General features: G+C 56.6%; 20 protein-coding genes. 6 read left to right on the top strand and 14 right to left on the bottom strand.

Annotation, left to right across the window (positions count from 1 at the left end; genetic code table 11):
- Positions 1–877: 877 nt before the first annotated feature.
- The 3 genes from ABIE18_RS17550 to pdhA are packed head-to-tail and all read right to left on the bottom strand — an operon-like array spanning position 878 to position 4,640.
- Complete coding sequence (locus tag ABIE18_RS17550; protein ID WP_499723902.1) at positions 878–2,335, bottom strand: dihydrolipoamide acetyltransferase family protein; 1,458 nt, start codon at positions 2,333–2,335, stop codon at positions 878–880.
- A 2-nt stretch (positions 2,336–2,337) separates the two neighbouring features.
- On the bottom strand, positions 2,338–3,426 hold the full coding sequence (locus tag ABIE18_RS17545; protein WP_499723901.1) for an alpha-ketoacid dehydrogenase subunit beta: 1,089 nt from the start codon (positions 3,424–3,426) through the stop codon (positions 2,338–2,340).
- Complete coding sequence (pdhA, locus tag ABIE18_RS17540) at positions 3,423–4,640, bottom strand: pyruvate dehydrogenase (acetyl-transferring) E1 component subunit alpha (RefSeq protein ID WP_499723900.1); 1,218 nt, start codon at positions 4,638–4,640, stop codon at positions 3,423–3,425. Before pdhA ends, ABIE18_RS17545 begins: the two co-directional genes overlap by 4 nt.
- A 171-nt stretch (positions 4,641–4,811) precedes the next feature.
- On the opposite strand from pdhA, the gene ABIE18_RS17535 reads away from it, so the two are divergent.
- From ABIE18_RS17535 to ABIE18_RS17515, 5 genes are all read left to right on the top strand, one after another.
- Positions 4,812–5,276, top strand: a complete 465-nt coding sequence (locus ABIE18_RS17535) for an Lrp/AsnC family transcriptional regulator (protein WP_499723899.1) — start codon at positions 4,812–4,814, stop codon at positions 5,274–5,276.
- Between the two features lie 60 nt (positions 5,277–5,336).
- Positions 5,337–5,903: a YdcF family protein gene (locus ABIE18_RS17530; RefSeq protein ID WP_499723898.1), complete on the top strand. Its 567-nt coding sequence runs from the start codon at positions 5,337–5,339 to the stop codon at positions 5,901–5,903.
- A 194-nt stretch (positions 5,904–6,097) separates the two neighbouring features.
- On the top strand, positions 6,098–7,747 hold the full coding sequence (locus ABIE18_RS17525) for a hypothetical protein (protein ID WP_499723897.1): 1,650 nt from the start codon (positions 6,098–6,100) through the stop codon (positions 7,745–7,747).
- 612 nt (positions 7,748–8,359) lie between these two features.
- Positions 8,360–9,514, top strand: a complete 1,155-nt coding sequence (gene wecB / locus ABIE18_RS17520) for a non-hydrolyzing UDP-N-acetylglucosamine 2-epimerase (protein ID WP_499723896.1) — start codon at positions 8,360–8,362, stop codon at positions 9,512–9,514.
- Positions 9,515–9,897: 383 nt separating this feature from the next.
- Entirely contained in the window at positions 9,898–10,797 is a 900-nt protein-coding gene (locus tag ABIE18_RS17515) for a hypothetical protein (protein WP_499723895.1), read from the top strand.
- On the opposite strand, the gene ABIE18_RS17510 is transcribed toward ABIE18_RS17515, so the two are convergent.
- The 11 genes from ABIE18_RS17510 to ABIE18_RS17460 all read right to left on the bottom strand — a co-directional run bounded on the left by ABIE18_RS17510 (position 10,787) and on the right by ABIE18_RS17460 (position 23,929).
- Entirely contained in the window at positions 10,787–11,422 is a 636-nt protein-coding gene (locus ABIE18_RS17510; RefSeq protein ID WP_499723894.1) for a DapH/DapD/GlmU-related protein, read from the bottom strand. The genes ABIE18_RS17515 and ABIE18_RS17510 overlap by 11 nt on opposite strands.
- A gap of 12 nt (positions 11,423–11,434) precedes the next feature.
- A complete protein-coding gene (locus ABIE18_RS17505; RefSeq protein ID WP_499723893.1) occupies positions 11,435–12,040 on the bottom strand; it encodes a hypothetical protein in 606 nt (201 codons plus the stop codon).
- Between the two features lie 374 nt (positions 12,041–12,414).
- Positions 12,415–14,670, bottom strand: a complete 2,256-nt coding sequence (locus tag ABIE18_RS17500) for a glycosyltransferase (RefSeq protein WP_499723892.1) — start codon at positions 14,668–14,670, stop codon at positions 12,415–12,417.
- A 3-nt stretch (positions 14,671–14,673) separates the two neighbouring features.
- Entirely contained in the window at positions 14,674–15,447 is a 774-nt protein-coding gene (locus tag ABIE18_RS17495) for a hypothetical protein (RefSeq protein ID WP_499723891.1), read from the bottom strand.
- Between the two features lie 242 nt (positions 15,448–15,689).
- A complete protein-coding gene (wecC, locus tag ABIE18_RS17490; RefSeq protein ID WP_499723890.1) occupies positions 15,690–16,943 on the bottom strand; it encodes a UDP-N-acetyl-D-mannosamine dehydrogenase in 1,254 nt (417 codons plus the stop codon).
- A gap of 27 nt (positions 16,944–16,970) precedes the next feature.
- Positions 16,971–18,884 carry a glycosyltransferase family protein gene (locus ABIE18_RS17485; RefSeq protein WP_499723889.1) on the bottom strand — a complete coding sequence of 638 codons (1,914 nt, stop codon included), beginning with the start codon at positions 18,882–18,884 and terminating at the stop codon, positions 16,971–16,973.
- Positions 18,881–19,771: an ABC transporter ATP-binding protein gene (locus tag ABIE18_RS17480; protein ID WP_499723888.1), complete on the bottom strand. Its 891-nt coding sequence runs from the start codon at positions 19,769–19,771 to the stop codon at positions 18,881–18,883. The genes ABIE18_RS17485 and ABIE18_RS17480 overlap by 4 nt, the downstream gene beginning before the upstream one ends.
- On the bottom strand, positions 19,758–20,645 hold the full coding sequence (locus ABIE18_RS17475) for an ABC transporter permease (protein ID WP_499723887.1): 888 nt from the start codon (positions 20,643–20,645) through the stop codon (positions 19,758–19,760). Before ABIE18_RS17475 ends, ABIE18_RS17480 begins: the two co-directional genes overlap by 14 nt.
- Positions 20,645–21,853 carry a glycosyltransferase family 4 protein gene (locus tag ABIE18_RS17470; RefSeq protein ID WP_499723886.1) on the bottom strand — a complete coding sequence of 403 codons (1,209 nt, stop codon included), beginning with the start codon at positions 21,851–21,853 and terminating at the stop codon, positions 20,645–20,647. Before ABIE18_RS17470 ends, ABIE18_RS17475 begins: the two co-directional genes overlap by 1 nt.
- Positions 21,854–22,392: 539 nt before the next feature.
- The gene (locus ABIE18_RS17465; RefSeq protein ID WP_499723912.1) at positions 22,393–23,607 is read right to left on the bottom strand and encodes a glycosyltransferase family 4 protein; all 1,215 of its coding nucleotides are present in this window, start codon (positions 23,605–23,607) and stop codon (positions 22,393–22,395) included.
- A gap of 64 nt (positions 23,608–23,671) precedes the next feature.
- Positions 23,672–23,929, bottom strand: coding sequence for a hypothetical protein (locus ABIE18_RS17460; protein ID WP_499723885.1), 258 nt, complete (start codon positions 23,927–23,929; stop codon positions 23,672–23,674).
- A 604-nt stretch (positions 23,930–24,533) separates the two neighbouring features.
- Here ABIE18_RS17460 and ABIE18_RS17455 point away from each other — a divergent pair.
- Complete coding sequence (locus ABIE18_RS17455; RefSeq protein ID WP_499723884.1) at positions 24,534–26,309, top strand: hypothetical protein; 1,776 nt, start codon at positions 24,534–24,536, stop codon at positions 26,307–26,309.
- The last annotated feature ends 55 nt before the right edge of the window (positions 26,310–26,364 follow it).

Raw genomic sequence — 26,364 nt, 5'->3', positions numbered from 1 at the left:
GGCTTGTACTTCTGCCCGGGCCCGTAAACCCAGAACGAAACCCCTGTAATGGGTCCCCGGTCCCTAACCGTCCAGTTGAACCGAATCTTATCCCCCGGCCCAACCTGCTTCGGGGACGCTAACGAAACAGAAACCAACTCCGGCGAAGTCACATCCGCCGACGTTCCAGATACCGTCGATGTGAGGGGTGGTAGGAGTGCAGAACTGCCTTCGACCCGAGCGGAGTTCCCGGCCGAGTCAGCCGGCATGATCAGTGTCACCACGTAATCACCAGCAGGCCAGGACAGAGAATCAATCACGGCCGTTTCGGACGTTCCAGAATATAGGCCAGGGCCTGAAGAGTACGAACTGACCATATAGGCAGGCTTGTACTTCTGCCCGGGCCCGTAAACCCAGAACGAAACCCCTGTAATGGGTCCCCGGTCCCTAACCGTCCAGTTGAACCGAATCTTATCCCCCGGCCCAACCTGCTTCGGGGACGCTAACGAAACAGAAACCAACTCCGGCGAAGTCACATCCGCCGACATGTCCGCAACGCTATCCCTAACGCCCCACGTCAGCGTCAGCGCAATGGATAGACATACCGACACTAATAGCGTGAATGCAGGGAACCGCAATCCAAAACTTCCATTCGCAGAATGCATACGGGCATCGAAATTATTGAGCATACTTCTGGACATCCTAAGGACATGGCGATCTACGGAGATCGTGAGATCGCGGGCAGCTGGGAGATCACCAGCTGACCCCCCGGAGATTGTAGGCAGACTTTCGAATTGCGCTTCGCTCCAAATATGTTTATGACGAGTTGATAGATTAAATGCGACAAGGACCCGATCGAATGATCAGATCCTTATCTAGGTTGTTCGGGCTGTTGCCCCTACATGTCTGCGAGCGCTCCACCAGGATTCTCGATGGCGTCGGCCACGTACCGGAGGAAGCCGGCGGCAGTCTCACCGTCACACACGCGGTGGTCGAAGGCAAGGGTCAACTCGGTAACCTTGCGGACGGCAAGTTCACCGTTAACTACCCACGGCCTGTCGATGATGCGACCCACGCCGAGCATCGCAACCTCTGGGTAGTTGATGATCGCGGCCGAGCCATCCACACCGAACACGCCGTAATTGTTCAGGGTGAAGGTGCCTGAGCCGAGTTCGGTTGGGGTCGCCTTGCCTTCCCTTGCCACCGAGGTCAGACGCCGGATCTCGGCATCCAACTCGCGGGCGCTCAACTGGTGTGCGTTCCGGACAGACGGGACCACAAGACCGCGATCCGTCTGTGCTGCGAAACCTAGGTTGATTCCGTCAAAACCTACGATTTCCTGGGAGCCGTCCTCCCCGACTTCAAAGCGCGTGTTCAGTGCTGGGTACTTTTTTAACCCAGCAGTGACAAAACGAGCGATGAAAGCCAGCAGACCGGGTGTGTCATGCGGAGCGCGCTTCTTCAGTTCAGCCCGCATCTCGAGCAAAGCGGTTGCATCGACGTCCACCCAGACCGTCGCCTCAGGGATCTCCGTGCGGCTCTTGGTCATATTCGCGGCAACTGCCTTGCGAACTCCGCGAACGGGAGTCCGGGCCGAGACAGCCAGACCGGTCCGGGCATCGAGGTCGCCTTCAGCAGCGGCAGTAGCCGAGGCCGGAGCCTTCTCACGAACAGGAGCAGCAGGAGCTTCCGGAGCTGAAATAGCAGCTTCCACATCCCGGCGCATGATCAGCCCACTGGCGCCCGAGCCCTCGATGTTCTCGAGGGAAACACCGTGGTCCCTGGCCATCTTCCTGACGAGCGGTGAGATGACGGCGCTGAGCTTGCCAGGGATCCGTGTTCCGGCGACAGCCGGCTCGGAAGCGATCGGCTGATCGGCACGGGTCTCCGCTGGGCGATCGACGACGGCGACGCTCGCCTTCCGCGGGCGGGTGCGGCCTCCGGTCACGCCCCCAGGAGTGCCGTATCCGATAAGTACATTGCCGGATCCAGCTTTCTCCTCGGTGCGATACGTCTCGGCGGCCGCATCAACCTCGGGTGAGGCCACGATCCCGGTCGAGACCGCATCATCGGCAGGGGAGGGAGTTTCCAGCGCAACGGGAGCAGCGCCTGAACGTGCGATCGAGATCAGCGGCTTGCCGACGTCGAGGGTTTGGCCGGCCTCACCGTGAAGCTCAGCCACGGTGCCCGCATAAGGCGAGGGCACCTCCACCATGGACTTGGCGGTTTCGACTTCAGCGATCGGCTGGTCCACCTTGATTTCGTCACCCACAGCGACGAGCCAGTTCACGAGTTCGGCTTCGGTAAGGCCCTCCCCCAGGTCCGGCAGACGAAATACCTGCATATCTGAGCTCATGGTCAGTCCTCCCATTGAAGGTCGTCGACGGCGTCGAGGATGCGGTCGACGCTTGGCAGGTAGTAGTGCTCCAACTTGGGAGACGGGAACGGAACGTCGAAGCCGGTCACACGGCGGATCGGCGCAGCGAGGTAGTGGAACGCACGTTCCTGGACGCGGGCCACGATCTCGGAGGACACGGAGGCGAAACCATGCGCCTCGGCGATGACGACGGCGCGTCCCGTCTTACGTACGGACGCACAGACGGTTTCGTCATCGAAGGGGACGAGGGTACGCACGTCGATGACCTCAAGCGAGCGACCCTCTTCGGCCGCAGCAGCCGCCGCTGCGAGCGCGGTGGGAACGGAAGGACCGTACGCGATCAGCGTCGCGTGAGTGCCAGGACGGGCAACCGCCGCGCGGCCCTCGGTGGAGGTGCCGGCGTCGTGCTCTGCTCGTAGGGCGTCCAGGTCCACTTGGTCCTTGGACCAGTAGAGCTTCTTGGGCTCCATGAACATGACAGGGTCATCGGAGTCGATGGCTTCGCGGAGCATCCGGTAACCGTCTGCGACGGTGGCTGGGGTGTAGACCTTCAGGCCGGCGGTGTGGGCGTAGTAGGACTCGGAGGAGTCGCAGTGATGCTCCACTCCCCCGATGCCGCCGGCGTAGGGAACACGGATGACTATGGGCATCTTCAGCTTGCCCTTGGTGCGGTTGTGCATCTTGGCGACGTGGCTGACGATCTGTTCGAACGCCGGGTAGGCGAAGGCGTCGAACTGCATCTCGATGACAGGCCGCATGCCGTTGATAGCCATACCGACAGCCATGCCAACGATGCCGGATTCTGCCAGCGGGGTGTCGAAGCAGCGCTGCTCGCTGAACTCGGCCATGAGGCCATCGGTGATACGGAAAACGCCGCCAAGCATACCGACGTCCTCGCCGAACACCAGCACCGAGGAATCGGCGCGCATGGCATCGGCCATTGCCGCGTTGAGCGCCTTGGCCATGGTGATGGACTGGGGGCCGCTCGCCTCAGCGGTAGCTGCAGCGGACGCGGCGGCGCTTGCGGTAGCGGCGCTGACGTTTCCGTTGACGTTGGTGGTGACGGTCATTTTGCGCTCTCCGTTCCGTGATTTTCGGCGCTTTCAGCGCGGGCGAGTTCGTCAGCCAGCAGCTCAGACTGCTCTTTCAGCTGCGGGGTGGGCTTGGAGAACACGTACTTAAAGAGGTCCAGCGGCTGTACGGGGACGTCTTCACCGAGGCCTTCGCGCAATTGGGTTGCCACGGCTTCTGCATGTTCGGCAATGCGTTCATTGGCGGCGTCGTCCAGGAGTCCCTTGTGGGTGAGATAGGACTTCATTCGGGCCAGCGGATCCTTCGCTTGCCATTCGGCCACCTCACTGTCGGGGCGGTAGCGCGTGGCATCATCGGCGTTGGTGTGCGCCTGCATGCGGTAGGTGTGCGCCTCGATCAAGAGAGGTCCGGAGCCTTCGCGGGCCAGCTTCACTGCGCGGTCCATTACGGCGAGGAGCGCGACGAGGTCGTTGCCGTCCACACGCTCACCGGCCATTCCGTAGCCGACAGCCTTGTGGGCCAGCGACGGCGCCACCGACTGGTGGCTGAGCGGAACGGAAATCGCGTATTTGTTGTTCTGCACGAAGAAGATGACCGGCAGGTGGAAGACGGCCGCAAAGTTCAGTGCCTCGTGGAAGTCACCCTCACTCGTGGCACCATCGCCGCACATCGCCATCACCACGGTGTCCTCACCGCGGAGTTTGGCGGCATGCGCGACCCCAACGGCGTGCAGCAGCTGTGTGGTCAGCGGGGTGCACTGGATCCCGACGTGGTGTTTCTTGGGATCGTAGCCACCGTGCCAGTCACCGCGGAAGATCGTCATCGCTTCGACAGGATCCACACCACGGGTCATCACTGAGACGGCGTCGCGATACGTCGGGAAGAGCCAGTCACCTTCACTGAGGCACATGGCAGCCGCCACCTGGCAGGCTTCCTGTCCATGGCTTGACGGATAGACAGCCATGCGGCCCTGCCGGACGAGCGCAGAGTTCTGATCGTTGACACGACGTCCGACGACGAGCTGCTCGTAAGCAGCCATGAGTTCAGCATCGCTTGGCGTGGGGTACTCGTGGCCGGGTTCGGTTCCCTGCTCTTCGTGGGAGCGGAGGGTGCCATCCGGATTCACCATTTGGATCTGGTGCCGGGCGGGCAGCATGTAGTCCTCTACGCTGATGCCGAATTTTCTCTGGACGTCAGCAGCTGTGTCCTCTACTGCCGTTTCCGGCGCAGTGTGGTCTGCGTGGATCGTCATTGGTCCGTCCTTCTCTAGCCACTATGTGCTTCCAGTATGTTCCGGACGGAGGTTTCGTATCCAGCTTTCGTTCAAATCATGGAAGAGCATGCAGAAAGTGGCTATTCTGAAAGACGAATTGCAAATGTGAGCTGGGTAACGAGCCAGTCCTGTAGACGAATTGGAGACCACGTGAGCGAGACCGAGGCGGAGCAGGCTGCCGTGCCCCTGGATGATGTTGACCGGGACATCATCCGTGAGCTCACCACTGACGGCCGGATGTCCATTACCCAAGTGGCCGAGAACGTGCACATCAGCCGGGCACATGCCTACTCACGCATTGCCCGGCTTACCGGCGAGGGGGTCTTGACCAAGTTCACGGCATTGGTGGACCCGATCAAAGCCGGCCTGCGGTCTTCGGCCTACGTCACCCTCAAGGTCCAGCAGCATTCCTGGCGGGAACTCAAGGAGCTCTTGCGGGCCATCCCCGAGGTTCACCACATTGCGCTGGTGGGCGGCGACTTTGACGTCATCCTGCTGGTCCGCGCCACAGACAACATCCACCTCCGCCGTGTGATCTTCGACCAATTGCAGTCCATGGAGGGAGTGCTGGATACCCAGACTTTCCTTGTGTTTGAGGACGTTGATACGCGATAGACAGTTCGGGCAGCCCTCGGCTGGGAGGGAGCACCCATTTCCGAACCTTAGACTGTCCCCGTGCCACTCAAAACTGTCTCCGTCACGCGCGCACTCATACGGGCTGCAGTGTCGATTTTGGTGATCGCCCTGCTGTGGCTGATCGCCGTGTTTCAGTTCTTTTACAACCCTCCACAGGGCACCCCTCATCACACCGACGCCATCGTCGTTTTGGGCGGATTAAGCAAGGAACGGCTCCCCGCGGCTCAGGAACTCCAGGAAAGCTTGAACATCCCCGTTTTGGTGGTCTCGACGACTGGCCTATCCGGCAACGTTGAGGGTGACGCTTTGTGCCATGAGGACGACGAACCGGACCTGATTTGTTTCCGTCCCTCACCTCTTAATACCCGGGGCGAAGCCAGGGGCCTTGCGGAGCTGATCGCGCAGAACGGGTGGAAGTCCGTCACCGTGGTTACTTCCAACTATCACCTCGTGCGGGCCGGCACACTGATACGGCAATGCACGTCCGCGGAGATCCAAATGGCCGGCTCCCAACCCGACCTTTCGGCCGGAGCGTGGCTGGACCGATTCATCATCGAAACAGGCGGTCTGGCCGACGCGTGGGTACAGCCGGAGTGTGGGGTCTAGCACACGATTATCACGGTGACAGAATTTGTATTAATACGACAAGTCTTGCAAGACTGGCTTCCGACTTTTTACATTCACTCGATGCAGTTTCTTAGGTCTTGAAGGATTCAGTCAAGGCATTGAGTTTGTAATGGTCTGGGAGCATTCTTTTGCCATAGGTCCAAGGTCTCACCCTACGAGTCCAAGGATCCTCCGTGGAAAGAATCGATTCCAAGTCATTCAATGCCAACCGTCGCAGGTCCAAGAATGTCGCTTCCGGTCTGTTTGCCGCGCTCGTTCTCATAGTTGGTTTCCTTCAAGTACCGGCTGCCGACGCAGCGCCCGCTCCCGTTTATCCCATCAGCGGATACTTCATCTATGGAAGTACCAGCGACGCAGCCAACCTAAAGAAACTGACGGACATCAAGTCAGTAGGTGGTGACACTGTAATCACCTTTGGCTCCCGGCTGAAGCCAGCCACGCTTTCTACCATCCCTGCCGCATGCACCATTTCGGGCGTTAATTGCGCAACGGCTGCAGCCTCTGGAGTCAAGGTGAAGCGGTACTTCACCTACTCAGATGGCAACTCCTGGGCATCACCAGCCATCCTCTGTGCCCGCGACAAGACAGTCACCAGTGGCACCACTGTTTATACCATTTTGGTGTTGCCAGTTGAGGGAAGTGGTTGCAACTCGCCGAGCGGAACATACGACATTGTGGTGATCAACGGGGGAACGTCCACCTCGATGTCGGTCTCCTTGGGAAAGGCGGCCACGAGTTTGGGAATGAAGTTCTATGCAGGCCTCCCGGCTCCGATCATGCGTACTGACATCACATATCTTCCCGACCTCTCGTATCAGGCCACGTTGTCACTTTTTACCGCCCGCTTCCTGATCTATCAATCGAACGTGAACAACGTTGCGGGTTTGGCAGGCTTTTACCACCACACGGAGATGCCACTCAGCGACGGAGCCGTATGGGACCCGGTCCTCACCTTGTACCGAATCCAAAACGCACGAATCGCCCAGTACCAGCCAAGCCGCTCAGCGGTCGTTAGCCCGTACATCGACTCCCGCACCGATTTCGGTGGGCGCGTCACGGTAGACCAAGCCCGAAATGCGGCTAACAAAATCGCAAAGACCGCCAACGGTGTCAAACTGGCGATCGCGGTCCAAGACGGAATGGGTACGGGCAAGGGCGGGTCGTTCTTTTCGAGCGAGAGCAGCAACAACGTTGACCAATTTGCCGCATCCATTGTGGGGAGCGGGTCCTGGGGAAGCAAGTATCTGGCCCCAACAAGAGACTACTTCTGGGCCCTGTCTGAAGGCGTAGAGGGTACAGGTGCCCAGCTATGGGCCAACCTCGAAGGCATGGCGCCGGCGACCTCGCAAAACCCTTGCGACAACAACTTGCGCGGGCAAAGTACAAAATCCAGAATCGATAAGCAATTGCAGCAACTGGGCAACACACCAGTGAAGGTGATCTCGTTCATGTGGGATCCGTACTTCACGTGCAGTGGGACATGGGCGCCGATGCTTGACCGCCTCAAAGCCGGCAACACGACCCCCATCATCACAGATTCCATTTTCTATGGAAACGGCGACGTCCTGGTCACAGGACACAACCTGAGCGGAGGCACCATCCAAGTTCAGTGGTCGGACGCTAACGGCCGGGTTTTTGACAAGACCGTGACGGCGTCCAACTACAACGCTTCCTACGGAAAACAATTGAGCATCAACCCACTCCTGGAGTCCGTCACGGCAAAGCTTGGGGCCACATCATTGGGTTCAGGCAAGCACTACTTCATCAATGTGGTCAACGGCGCAGGTGTCGAAAACGACGCCTTGTACTCCGACCGCGGTTAGCGGAACTTCAGAGGGGCGGTTCGAAGTTCGAGCCGCCCTTCTGACGCGTCGGCACCGGAGAGCGAGCTTCCTCGACGCCCGCGAAAGCCACCGCCCACGAGCGGTTCGGACTCCTCCGAATGTTGCGGCGGACAGCTTCGATGCAAGAATTGGTTGTGGCCATGGTTCATCTGGACGCAACTGAGGAGTAAAACGTGACGGAACCAGTCCGCCGGTTGGCGGCTCTTTCGCCTGCCCCTCGGCATCTACGCAAACGCCGTTTCAGGTCCGAGATTCCGTCGAGCCTCATGGCTGGGTACCTAGCGCAGGGCCCCATTATTTCTCCGTGCCAGCCTTCGGAAACTCCTTCAGAAGACGCACAAACAGCCAAGGCAATCACCCCGGCAAAGGGGCCAGGCGGACAGCTCCCGGAACCGCACGACGTCACGCATGGACAGAAGCGCCTTATAGCACTGGTGCTTGTGATCCTCGTCTCCGTCAGCATCCCTGTTCTAGCCCTGACATTGATATTTGCCCCATAGGACGGCGACCCCGCGGTTCGCAAATTGAAGTCCTCGATGCGTCGTGCGATAGCATCGGGTGGTCACTCAACGCTACTCCCGGGGGAAATCCATGCCCAGCGTCATGCCAATCTTCGGCACCCGTCCGGAAGCCATCAAGATGGCTCCCATCGTCAGTGCCTTTCAAGAGTCCGAGGATTTCGACTGCATCGTGACCGTTACCGGTCAGCACCGCGAGATGCTGGACCAGGTCAACGAGTTGTTTGGGATCGTTCCAGACCACGATCTGAATATCCTGCAGCAGCGCCAGTCCCTCTCAGCCATCATGACTCGGACCATCGACGGTCTGGACAAGCTATTTACGGCCAAGAAACCAGACGCAGTGATCGTCCAGGGCGACACCACCACGTCAACGGCCGGCGCCATTGCCGCTTTCTACCACGGCATACCTGTAGTTCACGTCGAGGCCGGGCTGCGAAGCGGTAACCTGTTTTCACCGTTCCCAGAGGAAGCGAACCGCAAGATCACTAGCCAGATCGCGAGCCTTCACTTGGCCCCCACTAGTACCAGTAAAGCGAATCTGCTCGCGGAGGGCATCGCCGAGGATGACATCGTGGTCACCGGCAACTCCGTCATTGATGCTCTGCTCACTACTGTCGACAAGCAGCTTCCGTTCAGCGACCCCCAATTGGAAGACCTGGCTGCCAGTGGACGTCGTATTCTTCTCGTAACTACGCACCGCCGCGAAAACCAGGGCGACGCCATGCGCGGTGTCGGTAGGGCGCTTGCCCGCATTGCCGAAGCGGAACCGGACCTCGTTATCGTATTGCCGGCCCACAAGAACCCGGTGGTGCGCGAAGCCGTACTCCCTGCTCTTGAAGGCAAAGAAAATGTAGTAGTAACGGAGCCCCTGGCATACGGCGAATTTACTCGCATGCTCTCACTCGCACATATCGTCCTCACCGACTCCGGAGGAGTTCAGGAAGAAGCTCCTAGCCTAGGGAAGCCTGTGTTGGTGATGCGCGACAACACTGAGCGTCCCGAGGCTGTTGACGCCGGTACGGTCTCCCTGATCGGAACTGACGAAGAAACAATCGTCAAGGAAGTAGACCGTCTCCTGAACCAGCAGGACGCCTTCGATGCCATGGCAAACGCCGTCAATCCCTACGGCGATGGCAAAGCTGCCGGACGGACCGTCGCGGCAGTGGCCCAGCTCCTCGGAGTAGGTAACCGCGCCGATGAGTTCGATGTTTCTAGCTTAGGCTAAGCACAACCGTCCCCGGATCGCGACTTTCGGCTCAGATCACAAGTCGCGAAATTGCAGCAGCGCCTCCGCGGAGCAACTGGCGGCGCTGCTACTCCCTCCGGCTGTTAGCATGAACTAGGTCCGATGGCGAAACATCTGCAAGGGGCGTGTACGATTTGATTGACTTTGACTTTCGAAGCACATTGATTGGCCCTGAGAGCCTTAGACGTATCGTCGGACCTCTGGTCACATACTTCAATTCACTTCGAGCCCCTATCGATGAGTCAGACTCGTATATGATAATCGACCCTGATACAGGGTTGCCCGCCACCTGTTGCACACAAATTCAGGTCGCCATATTATTTGCCCTCGATCACCTTCTGAATGACAACCAGAATGATCACGTGGCCGAGCTTCTCACGGATAATGTTCGTCAACGCCAGAACCCAAATGGGTCTTTCTCCAGCAGCTATAATCAGCCCCTTGACTCGCCGGATCTTCAGGACATCGCAGAAATTGGAGCTTCAGCTAATGCCCTCTTCTACCTCTACCAGATAACCAACAGTGAAGCTGCCAGAGATACTCTCTTAGCGGCCGCCGAATATGTACTTACGCAAGTCGCAATGGAGAATCCCGGGGCAATCTATAAAAACTCAAAGGCAAGACATGTCGACATTTTGAACGGCGATGTCTACGCCGCACTGACTTTATCCCGAGCCTTCGAGCTAACCGGTGACGACCGATTTCTTCTCCAGACACGACTTGTGGTCAACCACGTCCAAGCTAGATTTGGCGCTTGGAGTGAAGGCTGGTGGCCATACGCTGAGACTTGGGACGGAAAGGTGGCCGTGGGAGCGAGCCTTGCTTACCAAGCAACCATCATCGCCTTCGGGATGCCTATTGGCCGCACGCTCGAACCTGGCCTTCGCGCAGAATGGTCAGCGATCCTGTCGACAGCTCTCAAAACAGTGGCGCAAAAGCTGCCGCAAGGTCCGTCCGATGACTCTGAAGCACCCTCGTGGTCACGCGATTGGGCGAACGTTTGGGAGATCCCGCTAGCATTCGCACAATTTCCCTATTCACCATATGCGCAGGACTATGTACGCAAACGTCTGCTCGCGGTTGAACGTGGCATTGAACTAGCTGGCATTGAGACCCTACGACCAAAGCCGCTGCAAAACAACGGACGGACGCCTGTAACGTCTCTGTATCGCAAGGCGGCCACCTTCGCCGGCTTTCTATCCGATATTCTCCTAAATACCAGCCTAAAGACAGCTAATTCATCTACAGATGCTAGTCACTGAGATTTCTAATGACTTTTGCTGGCACTCCGCCCGCCAGACAGTTATCAGGGATATCAGACGCCACTACTGCGCCTGCCGCAATGATGCAACCCTTCCCAATAGTGACACCGCCTAGGATCGTAACACTGGCACCAATCCATGTCCCATCTCCAACGGTGATGGGCGGCCATTTATTTGCCCCGCCGCGTTTCGAGGATGGCCCGATCTCATGGGAATCAGTAACAAACCGAGTAAACGGTCCTACCATGACGTTATCTCCAAGTGTTGTGTTGCTCCGGAGGTATCCATCACGGTTTACCAAACATCCGTTACCAATAGTGACTGGTCCGGTTATTTCGGTTCCACGATAGATATTTGTTCGATCGCCTATACGAATCGGACGATCCTCGCCGGACATAAATTGCACTGACGGAGCAATCGAACAGTTATCTCCTAGCGATGTATCCGGAGGCAACCAAGCCTCTTTTCTCGGAGAGATGGCTCTCATCTGCTTATTGAGCTCAGCGAGTTGCCTCTTGAGACGAGATATTTCGAGTTCTAATTCTTGCACGGTGGTATTCCGTTCGTAAGGTGCATCAGGAGAGGTTTCAAGTGTCAGCTGTTCCCGAAACTGCAGTTCAGTCACAGTACAGGTAAGCTATTCGACGATTCGAAGGGCGAGACAGTCATCGAGCATCTGATTTACACGTTCCTTCGAGGGAGCGGAATGCGAATCCGATTCGTGTTCAAGGATGAAGTGGGCTCCAGGGCGTTTAGCAGTGACTTCACGAAACGGTGAGAAATGATGCGTCATATGATGGGTATCGCCACTATTCTGCACATAAACAAAGTTGGTCGAAACCTGCGGATCTGAGTATAAATTCGTCAAACTCACCCGCTGTGGAAACGCTGCTTCCACACCATCAAACGACCGAAACTCAGGATAGAGCGCAGTTGAGTATGCCTCAGCAAATACCCCGTAGTATCCTCCGATGGATACCTGCGGCGAGAAAGCAAGAGCTATCGATCCCGCGATTAGTGGCGCCATTGCCAAGGCTGCGAATCCTCCGCCCGAAAAACCAAGAAGTACTATGCGCGAGGCCCCGCATTGCACCGCGACGCTGCGAACAAGCGCGCCATATCTTTCAGTGAGGTTATCCGACGAATCGCCGGTGTACCACGCCAGCTTCAAATCATCGTGCGACTCAAGGGGTGTATCGGAAAGAAACAGAAGGCTTTCTTGACGGTTTTGGAGTGTGGCCATCCATTCGAATCGGGGGAGCGTGTAGACCTCTCTGTTTAGAGCACCGTGTAGGGCTACGATTAACACATCCGAGTCACGAGGCTCCACCAGACAATCCAACGGATAAGTCTCCTCGTGACCGGAAGGTTCCACGATGTGCCTCTGCCGACCCTCGACACGAAGATGCTCCAGGGCGGACCAATTGACAATTGTCGCCTTGTGCCGGGCGTCCCAGTTATCCATTACCAATTCACTTTCTCTCCGCCGCGATGGTCGGACGGATAGATTTGCGTCTCTGACAAGCTTACGAGATCGACGAAGTGTTTAAGGCAGCAGGATATCAACCGACTTGCTTCGATGTCATTGAAAATGAAGCCGAAGCAAGTCGATGAATCCTATTGACGAACCTGTTGCCTCTCGTCTACAGCCTTGCCTTCTTGCCAATCATGCAGAATTTCTTCTAGTACGCGCACCGCCTGGACTGCATTGCCTACTGCCGACCTGTAGGCCAACGGCTTCACACTCAAGGGGCTCCCCTCATCCAACAGGCCCCAAATTGGCTGGCCACTCCCCACATAGTCTGAATACTTTGAGGGCAGGAAGGGATTTATCGCCATTTCGCCAGTGCGCTCAACGTCATTAACCAGTAGTACATCAAACTTCGTTGTCAAATTTAGAAACTCAAGATAGGGACGATATCCCTGGGCCTTGACGATTCCCATGAGACCAAATTGTTGAACCTGGCGAACAACTTCATCGGGCTTGTTGGTAAAGACGTGCAACCGCAGCTTCCTACGGACGGCGGCAGATGAATTCGACAGTGCTGTGAGAACCTCAACGAGACCGCGGTTCTCATAGAAAGCCCCGAAGTAACCGACATTAGCCACGGAGTCCGATAACTCATACTTAGCGGGAAGCATCTCGTAGCTTCTGCTTGGTGGCGTTGGATGCACCCTCACAACTGATTTAGCCTGGATCTGCTCCTTCAGACGCGTGTCGGAAACGTAGCTCAACATGTACTCAAGTTGGTTTTCATTGGTAAAAATCAACTCATCCGCAAGGATATATGTCACATACTCGCACCAGGTAAATAGACTATTCGTTGCCAAAGTATCAAAGCCCCTTGACACGACTGCATGCTCAAACTCTTCGAAAAAATCGTCACGGATTAGTTCACCAGGCCTGCTCTGGCCTTGGGCGTCCGTACTCATCGGATCGGAAAACTCCGCCGTCCATACGACACCGGGATGATTAATCTTAAACTTTGCTGCCAAAAAATGTGATCCGGGCCAAAGAACACGACTGTAGAGGGTTTCGTATCCGCCGATTAGTGCATCGCGACGGTCGGCAACGCCCAAGCCTTTGTGTACAAACTCAGAGATCTGCTTCCAGCCCGCAAAAGAGGGCGGAGCATCGATCTCAGTAGCAGTGTCGATAAACCGACCTGCGATCGCTTCAAGGTTGCTATCTTTTCTACGGACTGATGCCATATTATTATATATGACGTCAACTATACTACCGCGCTCAACAATGGCTTTTGATGCCACCACCGCGCTTGTGTCTGAGTATGGAGCAAAGCAATAACTTACGACCAAACCTCGAGCGTTTCCCGCATTTATGATCGGCCAAGGAAAGTCTTTGATTCCCATGGCATCAACAGCTTCAGTAATGAGCTGCCTTTCCGCCGGATTTTCATCAAGATAGCGTTTTACGAAGTTTGCTTGTGACTTTATGAGACCAGTCAGCACCACGTCATTCGCTGATGAGTCCCAGCTTCTCTGGGATTCGAGCTGATGAATGACCTCGAGGCGCTGAGTGACTGCGAAGTCGAAATTCAGTGGCTGACGGGAGATTGACTCTTCCCGAAGGACGCGAAAATATGAGCCTGAAGCTTCAGTGGTCGCCACCAGGGCATCGAAGTTGTTCTCCACAGCCAAACGCGCCATGAAACAGACGTCCTCGCCGCTCCTGAGGATCTCCGAATACCTAACTTTTTTGACTGCCTTCGTGGGAATCAATTTGCAAGCATTGAGACCAAGAAAGGTACTAACCGATTTGAACTTGAACTTCTTAGTTCCACGTGCAGAGATCTGTACGTTCACAGAGTTTGAAGCATTTAGGTTTCCATGTACATCAACGTTGACTATCGGTGAAATCGAGACGCAATTAGGTGAAGCCGCTGACAGCAATCTCTCAAGAAACTTTGGGCCAACGTAGTCGTCATCATCAACAAATGTCAGATACTCAAACCGTGCTGCCTCGATTCCCACGTTGCGGGCTGACCCTGCACTGGCACGAACCTGATAAAGGATGCGGATTTGATGCTCCGGATTAGCTTCACGCAATGTGCTGGCTATGTCGTACGTGCCGTCGTCTATTCCATTGATGATCAAGATGATTTCGAAGGATGAAGGGTCGAGTGTTTGATCAATCAAAGACTGTAAACAAACCGCGATTCGGTCACTGCCCAAATAGCTCGGAATAATTACACTGACACCGGGGTTGAATTCTGTTATGGAATGGACAGGAGGCACCTCAGACTCGCCGAGCAAGCGACGAAGAGCCAAGATCTCCTTATCCCGTGCAGTAGCATCGACCACCATCGTGGAGCCGTAGTCGACGTCAACATACCCCTCTCTATGCTCTGCCATCGTTTAGGCCTCCTCTTTCGATTGCATCTTGTTTGCCCCTGATGTCTTCCGCCCCCAGAACCGCAGCGTTAACTTACCAAGGCGGGAATTGGCCAAGGCTTGGTACTTTTTGTCCAAGGCGCTGTGCTTGCCGACCAGAGCGTGGTGCTCGCTGTCCAAAGCGTTGTACCTGCTGTCCAGAGCCTGGTGCTCGCTGTCCAATGCCTGATACCTGCTATCCAGAGCCTGGTGCTCGCTGTCCAATGCCTGATACCTGCTATCCAGAGCCTGGTGCTTCCCGTCCAATGCCTGATACCTGCTATCCAGAGCCTGGTGCTCGGCGTCCAGTGCGTCATAGCGCCCGTGCAGCAGGAGCAGCTCTTTCTCGAGCTTGAGCACATCCTCCGATTTCGCCACAGCCGTCGCATCTTCCACTGGAGCCTGATCGACCACCGGTGCTAGCACCTCCAGCAGACTAAGATGCTTGCGACGCAGCTCTTCAAGTTCCTGAAGACTTCCGTCACGTTCTAACGGCTGGTTCCCGCATTCGTGGCCGATGAGTACGGCATTGACTGCTAGGCCCGCCTGAAAGCTCTCAAGATCAAGCCGCCCTGCAACGTCCTTGGCTGTACTGACAACCACCCTGTCGATAGTTCCCCGAACCCTCTGGACGGCGATCTGCTCTGGCAACCCCAGAAAACTAATTTGCTCAAGGGTTTGATCCAAAGGAGCTTGCAAACTCCAGGTAATTGGTGAATCCGGGCTCAGCTCACCAAGCCCGAGGAGCTCGGTTGCCACAGAGAATCCGGATTTTGTGACCAGAAACGACTGTCCGTCAGACGACCTGACTGATCGAAAGTCATCGAGACTGCGAACTAAGACTGCATCCAACGGAAGCAGAGAGTATTCAGATTCCGATGTTATCGCGCCAGTGATTACGGTGACACGGTCGACGGGCAGACTCCCACCCGTTAGATCCGCCCCCGCGCTGATACCGATTAATGTGTCAGCGCTTACTTCTGGGCTCCCGACAGCCGTCGTCATACCAGCAGCGCTCCTCGAGTATCAATCACTGTCTTGCCCGCCAAAAGCTCCGGGGCTACGCCCTTGACAGCATCGTGGTCCACGAGGACGACAACAACGCCCGAACGTTCAATGGATTCCTCCACACTCATCAGTTCGACGTTGTTGCGGCCGCTGAGCTGCTTCGGCAGTTCCTCAACGTGAGGCTCAGCGACGTTAATGCGTCGATCATTCAATGCGTCCGCCAAGTGGGCAGCAATCTCAATTGCTGGCGATTCACGGAGATCATCGATATTCGCTTTGAATGCCAAGCCCAGGACAGAAACCTCCGCTGTAGCGGGAAGATGCTGAAGGGACGATACAACTTGTTGAAAGACCCACTCTGGCTTTGCATCATTGACCTCACGGGCAGTCCGAATAAGTCGAGCTTCATCGGGCGCGGCGGCAACAATGAACCACGGGTCGACTGCGATGCAGTGCCCACCCACGCCGGGCCCTGGCTGGAGGATGTTGACTCGCGGGTGGTGGTTTGCCAGACGAATGAGCTCCCACACATCTATGCCGAGCTTCTCGCTAATCACAGACAGTTCATTGGCAAAAGCAATGTTGACGTCACGGTAAGAGTTTTCCACGAGCTTTGCCATCTCGGCAGTTACAGCATCCGTGGTGAGAATCTCACCCTGACAGAATACCGAGTAGAGGTTCTTGGCGGATTCCGCGGCTTCAGGGGTCATGCCGCCAACGATTCTGTCGTTAGTGACTAGCTCGATCATGACGCGGCCAGGAAGAACCCGTTCCGGGCAGTGAGCAACCAGGATAGCAGGGCGTGAACCTGAGCCATCAAGGCTCAGGTCCGGGCGCAGGTTGAGAATGTAGTTGGCCATGTGTTCAGTGGCCCCTGGAGGAGACGTTGATTCGAGAATCAGCAGTTCGCCGCCCTGCAGTTGCGGGGCGATGCCCCGGGCGGCAGCCTCAATGTAGCTAAGGTCAGCAGAGCGGTCTTCTTGGAACGGCGTCGGCACGGCGATGATATATGCCTCAGCCTGCGGCGTCGATGTCGTTGCCTTAAGGTGGCCCTGGCTCACCGCTCCAGAGACGTGAACGCCAAGGTCCGGCTCTACAAAAGGTACCTGCCCTGCGTTCACTGCGTCCACAGTACGTTGGCTGACGTCCACCCCAATGACCTCTATGCCATTGGTGGCCAGAATGGCAGCAGTTGGAAGGCCAATGTAACCAAGACCGATTACGGCTACGCGATTAATAGTGTTCAAAGTATTCCCCGTTTTTGTTTAGTTTGTTTAGACAGTGATGTGTTCGGCTGGATTGCCCCAGAACTGAATGTCCCCGGACGCGAGCAATTGATCGTCGGTGGCAGTCCACGTGTGCCCGGAAGCCGACCGCTGAACGTAGTAGTTGTATCGGTCGGAGGCATAGATCTTCCCTCCGGCATCGCTGACGGCGCGCATGAACGCGGTGTCCTCTCCTCGCCCCACTTCCTCGAAGGGATAGCGTTCGAAGATAGCCTTCTTGGCCATGATCGTTGCACCAATAACCATATGGCTGAAGCGATGCTCCATATGATTGAACCTCAGCAGTGTGGCATTCCGGCTCTCGATGTACATGAAATGCGCTAGCTTGCCGACGACGTCAGCCCCCGAGAACATCAAGGCGTTCACCTGATCTCGAAGGTAGTTCGGACCGTAGTAGTCGTCGTCGTCCATCTTCGTGAGAATGGCACCACTTGATGCCGCAACGCACAGATTCAAGCAAGTACCAAGACTGACTGTCCTAGGCTCATGAAGAAGCGTCACTTTACGTACGCCATATTTCCTACGCAAACGCCAAATTTTCCACCAGCTGGGTTTGAACCCATGCGCCAGCAGAACCAGCTCGACGTCGACCCCTTGCTGTGAGCCAACGGTCCTGAAAACATGTTCGAGTTGGTGGGGGCGAATAGTGGATACCAATGCGCTCACGGATTCGGGCTGCACTGGACGAACCCTGTGAGGAAGCGCCAGCCCTACGACTTTTTCAGCTCTGTGCGCGTAAGTGTGCTCTGCCCAAATTCGACGTTGGGCGAGGTGGACGGATCGATCGTTGAGTTCGGGGCTCCTCATCAACGCCCTCATGATGAACGCTGCATCTTCTTTGTTTTCCACACTATGGATCTCGCCGTTGGGGAAGAACCTAGGCAATGCAGGGCTGGGCGTGGTAACCACAGGTGTTCCGGAAGCGGTGATTTCGAAGATTCGGCGAGCACACATGCTGGGAGAATCCACTACGGAGTTGACGTTCAAAAAGACTTTGTAAGCCTTGTACGCCGTCAGCATTTGATCGTATGTCAGCGACCCAACAACGTGGGAGGCGTACGGTTCCGGGAACTGGTAGTCCGGATTCCCACCGAGCTGCCGCGAAAAAATCTCCAAGCCATGCTTGACCCTGTCGGATCCGGCTATGGCCCCATCGAGCAAAAGACGCATCTGTTCACGGCGCTCAGGATATTTGTGAGCGAAGTACATACCTGCGAATGCCACGTCGCGGGAGTGGCGACCTTCTCTTGGCCGGACAGGGTTATGGATGGCCGGTTGCGCCGCAAAAGACAGAACATCGACGCGGTTGTGTCCGAGCGCCTGTCTGTAGTCCGGCAGCTTGTTTTCGTCGGAAGTGAAGACAACGTCAAACTCGCGGGCTGCCGGCAAGAAGTCATGGAAGTGCGGAGGGTCTTCTTTGTTCCAAAAGACGGTGGGGACACCGTTATCACGGCACCATCGCATCAGGTTCAGGAAATCCTGTTTCGGGCCGCTGGTCCCAGTCAGCTGGTATTTCCAGGAACCACCATTGCCTTCCCACGCGGACTCAACAAACAAGAAATCGACGCGCTGCTCCTGGAACTGCTGCATCCAGCGGTCCTTCGTCAGATAGACAAGGTTCCATTCGAAGGCAAAGGCTTTCGCCGAGAAATTATCCAGGATTACGGCCACGGTTAGATCGTCCCGCCGGGAGGGCACCTGCGGGTAGTCGAAGGCCGGGAAGGTGAGCTGACGTTTCTCGTTACTGGTCTTAGGAGCTGCTAGGCGCGCTTGTACGTTCTTGTTGGATGTCTTATTTACCGCGAGGGCCCGTTGGCGTTTATGGAACGCCTGGAGTTGCCGGACTCCTCCGGCTCGAAAGTGCCAAGCGGCCTTCCGCAAATTTTCTACGGTATAAATCATGCCCGGCTCCTACGCATCTTACTTCTGGCCAACACTTCTGTCATTTGCAAATTGGCCCGTGCTTCATCACGGATTCTGGCGGCAGAGATGCCGTTACCCTTTGCGAGGTTTCCGGTGAAATCCTGATAGGCCTTTACCGTTTCGGCCGGGTCTCCGTCCATGATCATGTGGCCCATATCCAGCCACACGACGCGGCTGCACATGCTGGTGATGGTGTCCAAAGAATGGCTTACGATGAAGACACAACCCGCCTGTTCACGCAGTTGATCCATCCGGCGCTTACTTCTCTCACCGAATTGGGCATCACCAGTATTCAAGGCTTCGTCCACAAGAAGAATCTCCGGATCAATACTTGCAGCAATGGCGAACCGCAGCCTCGATGCCATGCCTGAGGAGTACGACTTCATAGGCAGGTAGATCGAGTCCCTTAGCCCTGAAAGCTCTACGATGCTCGTAAATTTGGCGGCTACTTCCCGACGGCTCATACCCATGGCAAGACACCCCAGAACTACGTTCTGATGACCCGAAAGATCGCCGACCAGCGCCGCGTTGACTCCCAACATTATTGGTGTACTGGAAGCGAAGACAGCGCCTGAGGACGGCCTGACCTGTCCGCAGATGAGCTTCATAAGCGTGCTCTTGCCAGAACCGTTTCGGCCGATGATCCCCACCGACTCGCCGCGCTCTACAACAAGGGACAGTTCATGCAATGCGCGTACGGTGACCGTGTTGGGTCGCCGCGCAAGGCGTCCTAGAAAGCTCGTTTCCTGGCGTTCCCTCGCAACCGCGTCAGCATCTGTTGTAACCACGCGATACTCCATGGCCGCGCGATCCACCACTACGCAGGGGTGTCCCTCAACATCCAAAACCTGTTCAGCCACGACCATAGGATTCCTCCCCCTGCCAGAAGAACACCATGCCCACGAGGAGCGCGCCGAGGGCCCAAACGCTGAGAGTCGCCCACGACTGCCATGTCGGAGGCTGGGCATAGAGAACGCAATTGCGGACGATGTCAATCACGTTGAAGAGCGGATTTAACTTCATGATCGCCAATATGTCTGGGTGAGTGACAAATTTCTCGTAGGAGTAGAAGATAGCGGAGCCATACATCCAGGCCCGCATGAAAAACGGCAGCAAATGCGTCGCATCGTGCACGCGGGAGATGACGCGCGCCAGGATTAGCCCTACACCCAAGTTGAAGATGGCCTGCAGTACTACGGCTGGAATAATCATGAACCACAACCAGGTGATCTTCTCCACGGGCGGAATCAGAGTGATGATCAAAAGCATGGCCAGAATCAACGGAACGTTCGACATCATCTCACGGATGTTGACCCCGATAGGAAGAGTTGCCCGCGGGAAGTTGAACGCTTGGACTACTGCTTTGTTGCTATGGATCGATCTCGCGCCGCTCGTGATGGCGCCAGACGTCCCTTGGAAGATGAAAATGCCAATGACCAAGTAACCAACATAATTATCGATGCCATGGCCGGTTTGGAGCAGCACTCCAAAGATCACGAAGTAAGTGAGCCCGTTGAAGATGGGGTTGAGCAACAACCACGCACTGCCCAAGCGGTCACGGCGCGTCCCGCTCTGAACCCTGGCGCGGGCATCGTAGAAAATGAACTCGCGGAAGTCCCAGAGCTGTACCAGGTAGTCCAAGAAACCTGGCCGTGCGCCGACACGCGTCAACCGTCGCATATCCACAGCCAGCGGTTGCACCACCGCTGGCTCTGGCAAAAGTGCCTTTTTCGCCGACATCAGCTGACCCTCCTCGTAAAGTTAGACCCTAAAGTTTCATAAGCTCGGCCGTAAGCAAGAGCGTTGGCCTTCCACGTCCTTGTGGCTAATACGTACTCCCTGCCCGCGGAGCCCAACCGCCGGCGCAATCCTTCATCTTCCAACAGATCGAGCAATACCTCGGCCAACCGCCCAGGGTCTTCAGCCTTGGTCACCCTGCCGTTGACGCCGTCATGCACTATCTCCCGCAGGGCGTCAAGGTCACTGGCTACAACCGGCCGACCACAGGCCAAGGCCTCCACTGGCTTCAGGGGCGTTACAGCCTGCGTAACGGCCGAGTCCCTGCGAGGCACAACAAAAACGTCCAACGACAAGTGATAAAGGCGCGCTTGCTCCGGATGGACCCGCCCTGTGAAGATAGTCCGATCTGATAGCCCCAGACGCTCGACTTGGTCACGGAGCGCAGGAGCAGCCGTACCATCTCCTACGAGGATCAGCTTCAACTTTGGCAGTCTGGGTGCAAGCAGCGCAAATGATGTGACGAGGTCGTCAAGGCCTTCGTAGCCAACTATGCTACTGACGGTCCCTATGTAGAGGTCGGTTGGTTCAAGGCCGAGAGCCACTCGAGCCATTCGGTGATCCAGCGGAGCTTCCAGATATGCGCCTCCAACAGCATTGGGACTGATGAGGATTCTTTCGTCCGGTATACCTATCGCCGTGATGTTCCGTTTCATGGACTCGCCGAGGGTCACTACGAGGTCTGCCGCCTGCATGACCTCTGCTTCGCGTGCAGTGAAGAGGGCGTATCGTTCGCTGCTGCGTGCTGCTTCATCGCGGCTGGAAGCCCAAGTATCTGCCAACTGCCCACGGACCTCGTAGACCCAAGGAATGTCCAGTGCATTCGACACCTCACGGGCCACCACGCCATTCACGAAGTGCGTGGTCGTGTGAATGATTGACGGCCTGAATCCTTGGGCAATGGTGAGTAATTCGGAGGCCTGCTGCTGCAGGCGTCCATCCATTGTCGCCGCCATGTGGCCGGGCAGGATCCGCTGGTAGCGCACGCCGTCAACAATGTCCTGTTTCCGAGCGGTGAGCGCGCCAATCTGAACTGGATAGCCCAAGCGAGTTACAGCCAAGGTTCCCCAGCCGGCTTCCTGCTGCGCGGTCAGGATGGAGTGCGAGCGTCGCGCGTATCCACTGCCGGTGTGAGGCGCCGAGTTTGTCAACAGGTGAAGTACTCGGCGGGGTTCTGGTACTACGGCAGTAGATGTTAGGACTGGCTTCCAACCTCTGAACACCTTAAGTTCCGATTCGAGGCGCAGCCGCTGCTTCGCCATGCTGTCAGACTTGCTCCGAAGGACATCGAGAGCGCCGCTCATATCGCCGTCGTACCACTTGCGTCTGGCCATGGTGGCTGGAACGGACGTAGAGTCCCCTGCACGCTGTAAGAGAACGTCCGCCCACTGGGGCTGTCCGGCAGCAATGGCAACTTCACCTGCCTTACGAGCAGGTTCACCTTCGACGCCGCCAGCCAGGACGCTTTCAAAGCGTCGGATTAGTTCAGTGTGTTGACCCGCCGCGTGACTGGCCAGCAGGAAAAGCGGACGTCCGGACGAAGGCGCCATGGCTGAGATAAGACGAGCAAGCGGCCTGACGATCCCGGCAGGCAGTTTCCTCAGGACTTGAAGTATCAAGACAAATGGTGCCTCGGTTAGGTGCTCGGATAACGTTCCAGCTGTGAGCCGTATGTTGCGAAGAAACTGGATCACGTGGTTTGCTCCCGATTTGCGGGACGTTCCGGACGAACCAGCGCCGAGATTGTGTTCATGTATCTGATCGCCAACTGCGCGTAGTCAGCGTTTTCACGCACCCACTCACGTCCGCTGGCGCCCGACGCGAGCCGGCTGCGGTCAGCAGCCAGCTCCCTCCACAATTGCGCCACAGCCTCAGGGTTAGCGGCCACAACGTCTCCCCCTCCCGCCTCAAGGATGATGCGCTCAGCTTCGCCCCGCACAATCGCGGTGACGTGCCTCCCAATCGCAAGGACCTCATAAGTCTTTGAGGGCACAGTGGTCTCAAAGGACTTCCAGTCGTCACGGAGGGACACTATGCAAGTGTCCGCTTCGCGGTATTTTTCTAACACCTCGGGGCCCTGAAGCGAGGGAAAGAAGGTGACGGGGGCGTCCAGCTCGCGGGCCAATTTCACCAGCTGTGGGCGCGTGGTGCCGTGCCCCACAAGCGTAAGTTGAAAGGCATCGCCTAAAAGTGCACTGGCCCGGATCAATATATCCAGGCGTTGACTTTTGCCATGATTTCCCAGATATAGGGCTCGGAAGACATCTCGATCCGTCGCCGGAGGCTCAAGAAACGGCATCGAGTTCAAATCCAGTCCATTGCTGACGGTGACGACGTTTTTCAAGCCGCGCTCCCGCAAGGTATCTGCAAAGCCTTCTGTAACTGTCACCACAAGGTCGGCCCGCTGTTGCACAAACTCCACAACGCGTTCCACCATACTTTTTACGCTACCCTGGACGATCCGAGCGTCCCGGGCGAGGTCAGGCCAAGCATCGCGCATCTCAACAATAAAGGGCACCCTGCGAAGTCTTGATAGCAAATATCCCGTGGCAAGCGTGGGGAGACTAGGAGCAGTGGCAAGAATAGCGTTAGGTTTCTCCCCGCGAAGTCCCACAGGAACGGATATGACCGCCGAGAAGAGCTGATCCACGAAGCGCGCAAGGGGGGACGTCCCCAGATGCCGTAGGTAGGGGACACGTCTGATGATTTCACCGTGCGGGCCAATTTGACGCGAGAAGGCGATCCCAGCCTCCCTACGAGGCAAATTGCGGCGGCCGTTGGGATAGTGTGCCACGGGAGCGACAACATCAATGTCCCATCCTGCTCGGCGAAATTCCCGGGTCAGGGACAACCATCTGCGTTGGGGAGGGCTGTGCTCAGGCCAGTACGAATGCGTTAGGAGCATAAGGCGCAGCGGTGATGCAGGATTTTCCGCAACCTCGTCCCTTGATAGGGAGCTAACCATAGTTCTACTTGCCGTTAACGCGGGGGCCGGGGACTCCCTTGGAACGAAGTGCTCGGAAGTACGCAACACCGAGCAGGATCAGGACAAGGATCGTCAGACCTTGGACAATAGGGTTGTTCTCTGCAACCGGCGCCAGGGCTACTTTGAGGGGTCCTGCAATGTCTGCGCTCACCACGGGCGGTGCTGCCACCTGGGTGACCGTCGGGGTGGGCGTAGGACTCGGGGCTGGCTGGGGTTCAGCTGGAATAACGGGCTCAATCATCTGGCTGCCCTGTTCCAGTGGGACTGATGGGACCGGCTCCATAGGTGGCGCACTAGCAAAGGGGGGAGCGACCGGCACGACAACGGGAGGGACGGCAGGAGCCGCTGGTTCCACAACGGGAGACTCAACCGCAACCGGTGCCGGTGTTGCTTCCGTAGGCGCCGGAGTGGGGAACAGCGGTGGGTCCACGGGCGCAGGTTCTATAGGCAGTGGGTTCGCCGGAAGGGAATCGATGGGCGCGGGCTCAGGGCTAGGGGATTCACCTGGTTGCTCTGTGCTGGGCACAGGATTGGTTTCCGTTGCAAGGGCAGGCTGGGAGCCGAAGAACCCAAGAATGACCACCATAAGGACGGCGCTTCCAGTCTGGACGCGTCTGATTACCTTTCCCATCTTTCCCCCGTTGTACTTGCTCCGGATCACCTACGCGTCCAAAACCTGCTTTACCGCCTGAGATTTGACGGCGCACGGACGTCCACCATCGGAGGGCGACCCGGATTAGTTTATCGTATGGATTAGAGTCGAGTGGCTTGGACTCCTGTCAGGTGGGGTTTCCGCATCCTCCCCCGGGGGTCGGGACTAAAGATCCGCCCGCATTGTTAGAGCCTTGCCGGCCAATACCGTTATCAAGGAACTGATGAGACTCAGGAAATTGCACCAGCTCGAACTGCGGCGCAACCAGCGCTCCCCTCGGCGGTTCCCGCGTAGATCCGAACGTGCAGTTGTAACTGTCACAGCCATCTCCGTGCTGGTCTTGGGACTCATGGGGATCAGTTATGCACCCTTCGTTCAAATGGACGTTCGAACCTCTGAAAGCCATGGGCCGGCCGAAGGACAGCCGCCCCAGCTGAAGGCGGCAGCACCAAGCTACCCGATTAGTGGATTCTTCATCTCGGCCAGTTCCAGGGACTCCATAAACGTCCGGAAATTAACAGACATCAAGGCGTTTGGAGGCGACACCGTCATTACTTTCGGAACGTCCCTTCAGCCGGCCACCTCAGAGTCACTTCCGAGGGATTGTGTGATAGACGGGAAGAATTGCGCCAGAGTTGCAGCGGCTTCCGGAACAGTTGACCGGTACTTCACGTTCCTAGATGGAAGCAATTGGGACGAGAACGCCCGGAAGTGTCCGAACGATCTTAAGGCAACGAACAACGGTCAGTCGTATACCGTTCTGGTTTTACCCGACTCTGGCGACGGCTGCGTTTCCCCCAATGGAAGATATGACGTCGTGGTGGTGGGAGGAAGTAGCTCGTCCGCTACAGACCCCTCTCGATCTCTTGCCGCTGCCGCTACAAAACTCGGTTTGAAGTACTTCGCTGGGATGCCTGCTCCCGTCAAAAGAACAGATCAGGCTTATCTGCCCGATATGTCATACGAGGGCACGCTAGCTAAATTCACAGAGCGTTTCCTTCAGTACCAAGCTGCCGTAAATGACGTCCCTGGCCTAGCCGGCTTTTACCATCACACCGAAATGCCCCTGACGGACAGTGAAGGGTTTGATCCGATCCTCGATCTCTACGCCAGCCAGAACCGTGCCATTCGTAACATATTTCCCACCCGGCAGGCGCTTGTCAGTCCTTACATCGATGCCCGCATCGCTAACGCGGGTATCAGCCTCGAGAAGGCGAAGAACGGAATCCGCAAGATTGCTCACACCTCGGGCGGCCTCGTGTTGAACATCGCCATTCAGGACGGCATGGGTACAGGCAAAGGAGGGGCGTTCAACGGTAGCGAAGCCAACTCCCCGGTCGACCCTTTCGCTGCAACAGTCGTAGGAAAGGGACAATGGGGAACTAAGTACATTGCGCCCAATAGAGATTACTTCTCCGCTGCAGCTGCTGGTATTTCTGGCACAGGAGCTGTTCTGTGGGCCAACGTGGAAGGTATGGCGCCCGCAATAAACGCAAACACTTGTGGTGACAGTCTTCGCGGACAGACAACCAAGAGTCGGCTGGACCGTCAACTCCAACAAGTGGCCATAGCAAAGAAGGTTGTTTCCTTCATGTGGGACTCATACTTTACGTGCATCGGAACAGGCGAACCGTTACAAAAACAAGTGGAAGCGGACCTCGCTATGCCGATAGTTACCGACACAACTTTTCGCCCCTCAACTGGGCAAGTTGACATTGTCGGATTCAACTTAATGGGAAGCACGGCCACAGTGAATTGGACTAACGAAAAAGGACAACAACTGGAAAAATCGGTAAGAGCCAGTCGCTTGGATTCTACCTACGGGGTCCGGAATGGCATGAACCCTAGACTGGAAATGGTGACTCTCAACGTTGGTGCCACGACCGCTAACACCTCAAAGAACTACGCCATAAACCTGACCAATGGATGGGGTAAGAAGGCGACGGAAGTTCAATCCCAGCTCCGCTAGCCATCCCATTCGGGAGATGTCGCTGCCACCGTTACGTGCTGCTTGATAGAATCAT

It is taken from the genome of Arthrobacter sp. 2762 (assembly GCF_040548745.1).
Classification (GTDB): Bacteria; Actinomycetota; Actinomycetes; order Actinomycetales; family Micrococcaceae; genus Arthrobacter.
This window is presented reverse-complemented; position numbering and strand designations above follow the sequence as displayed.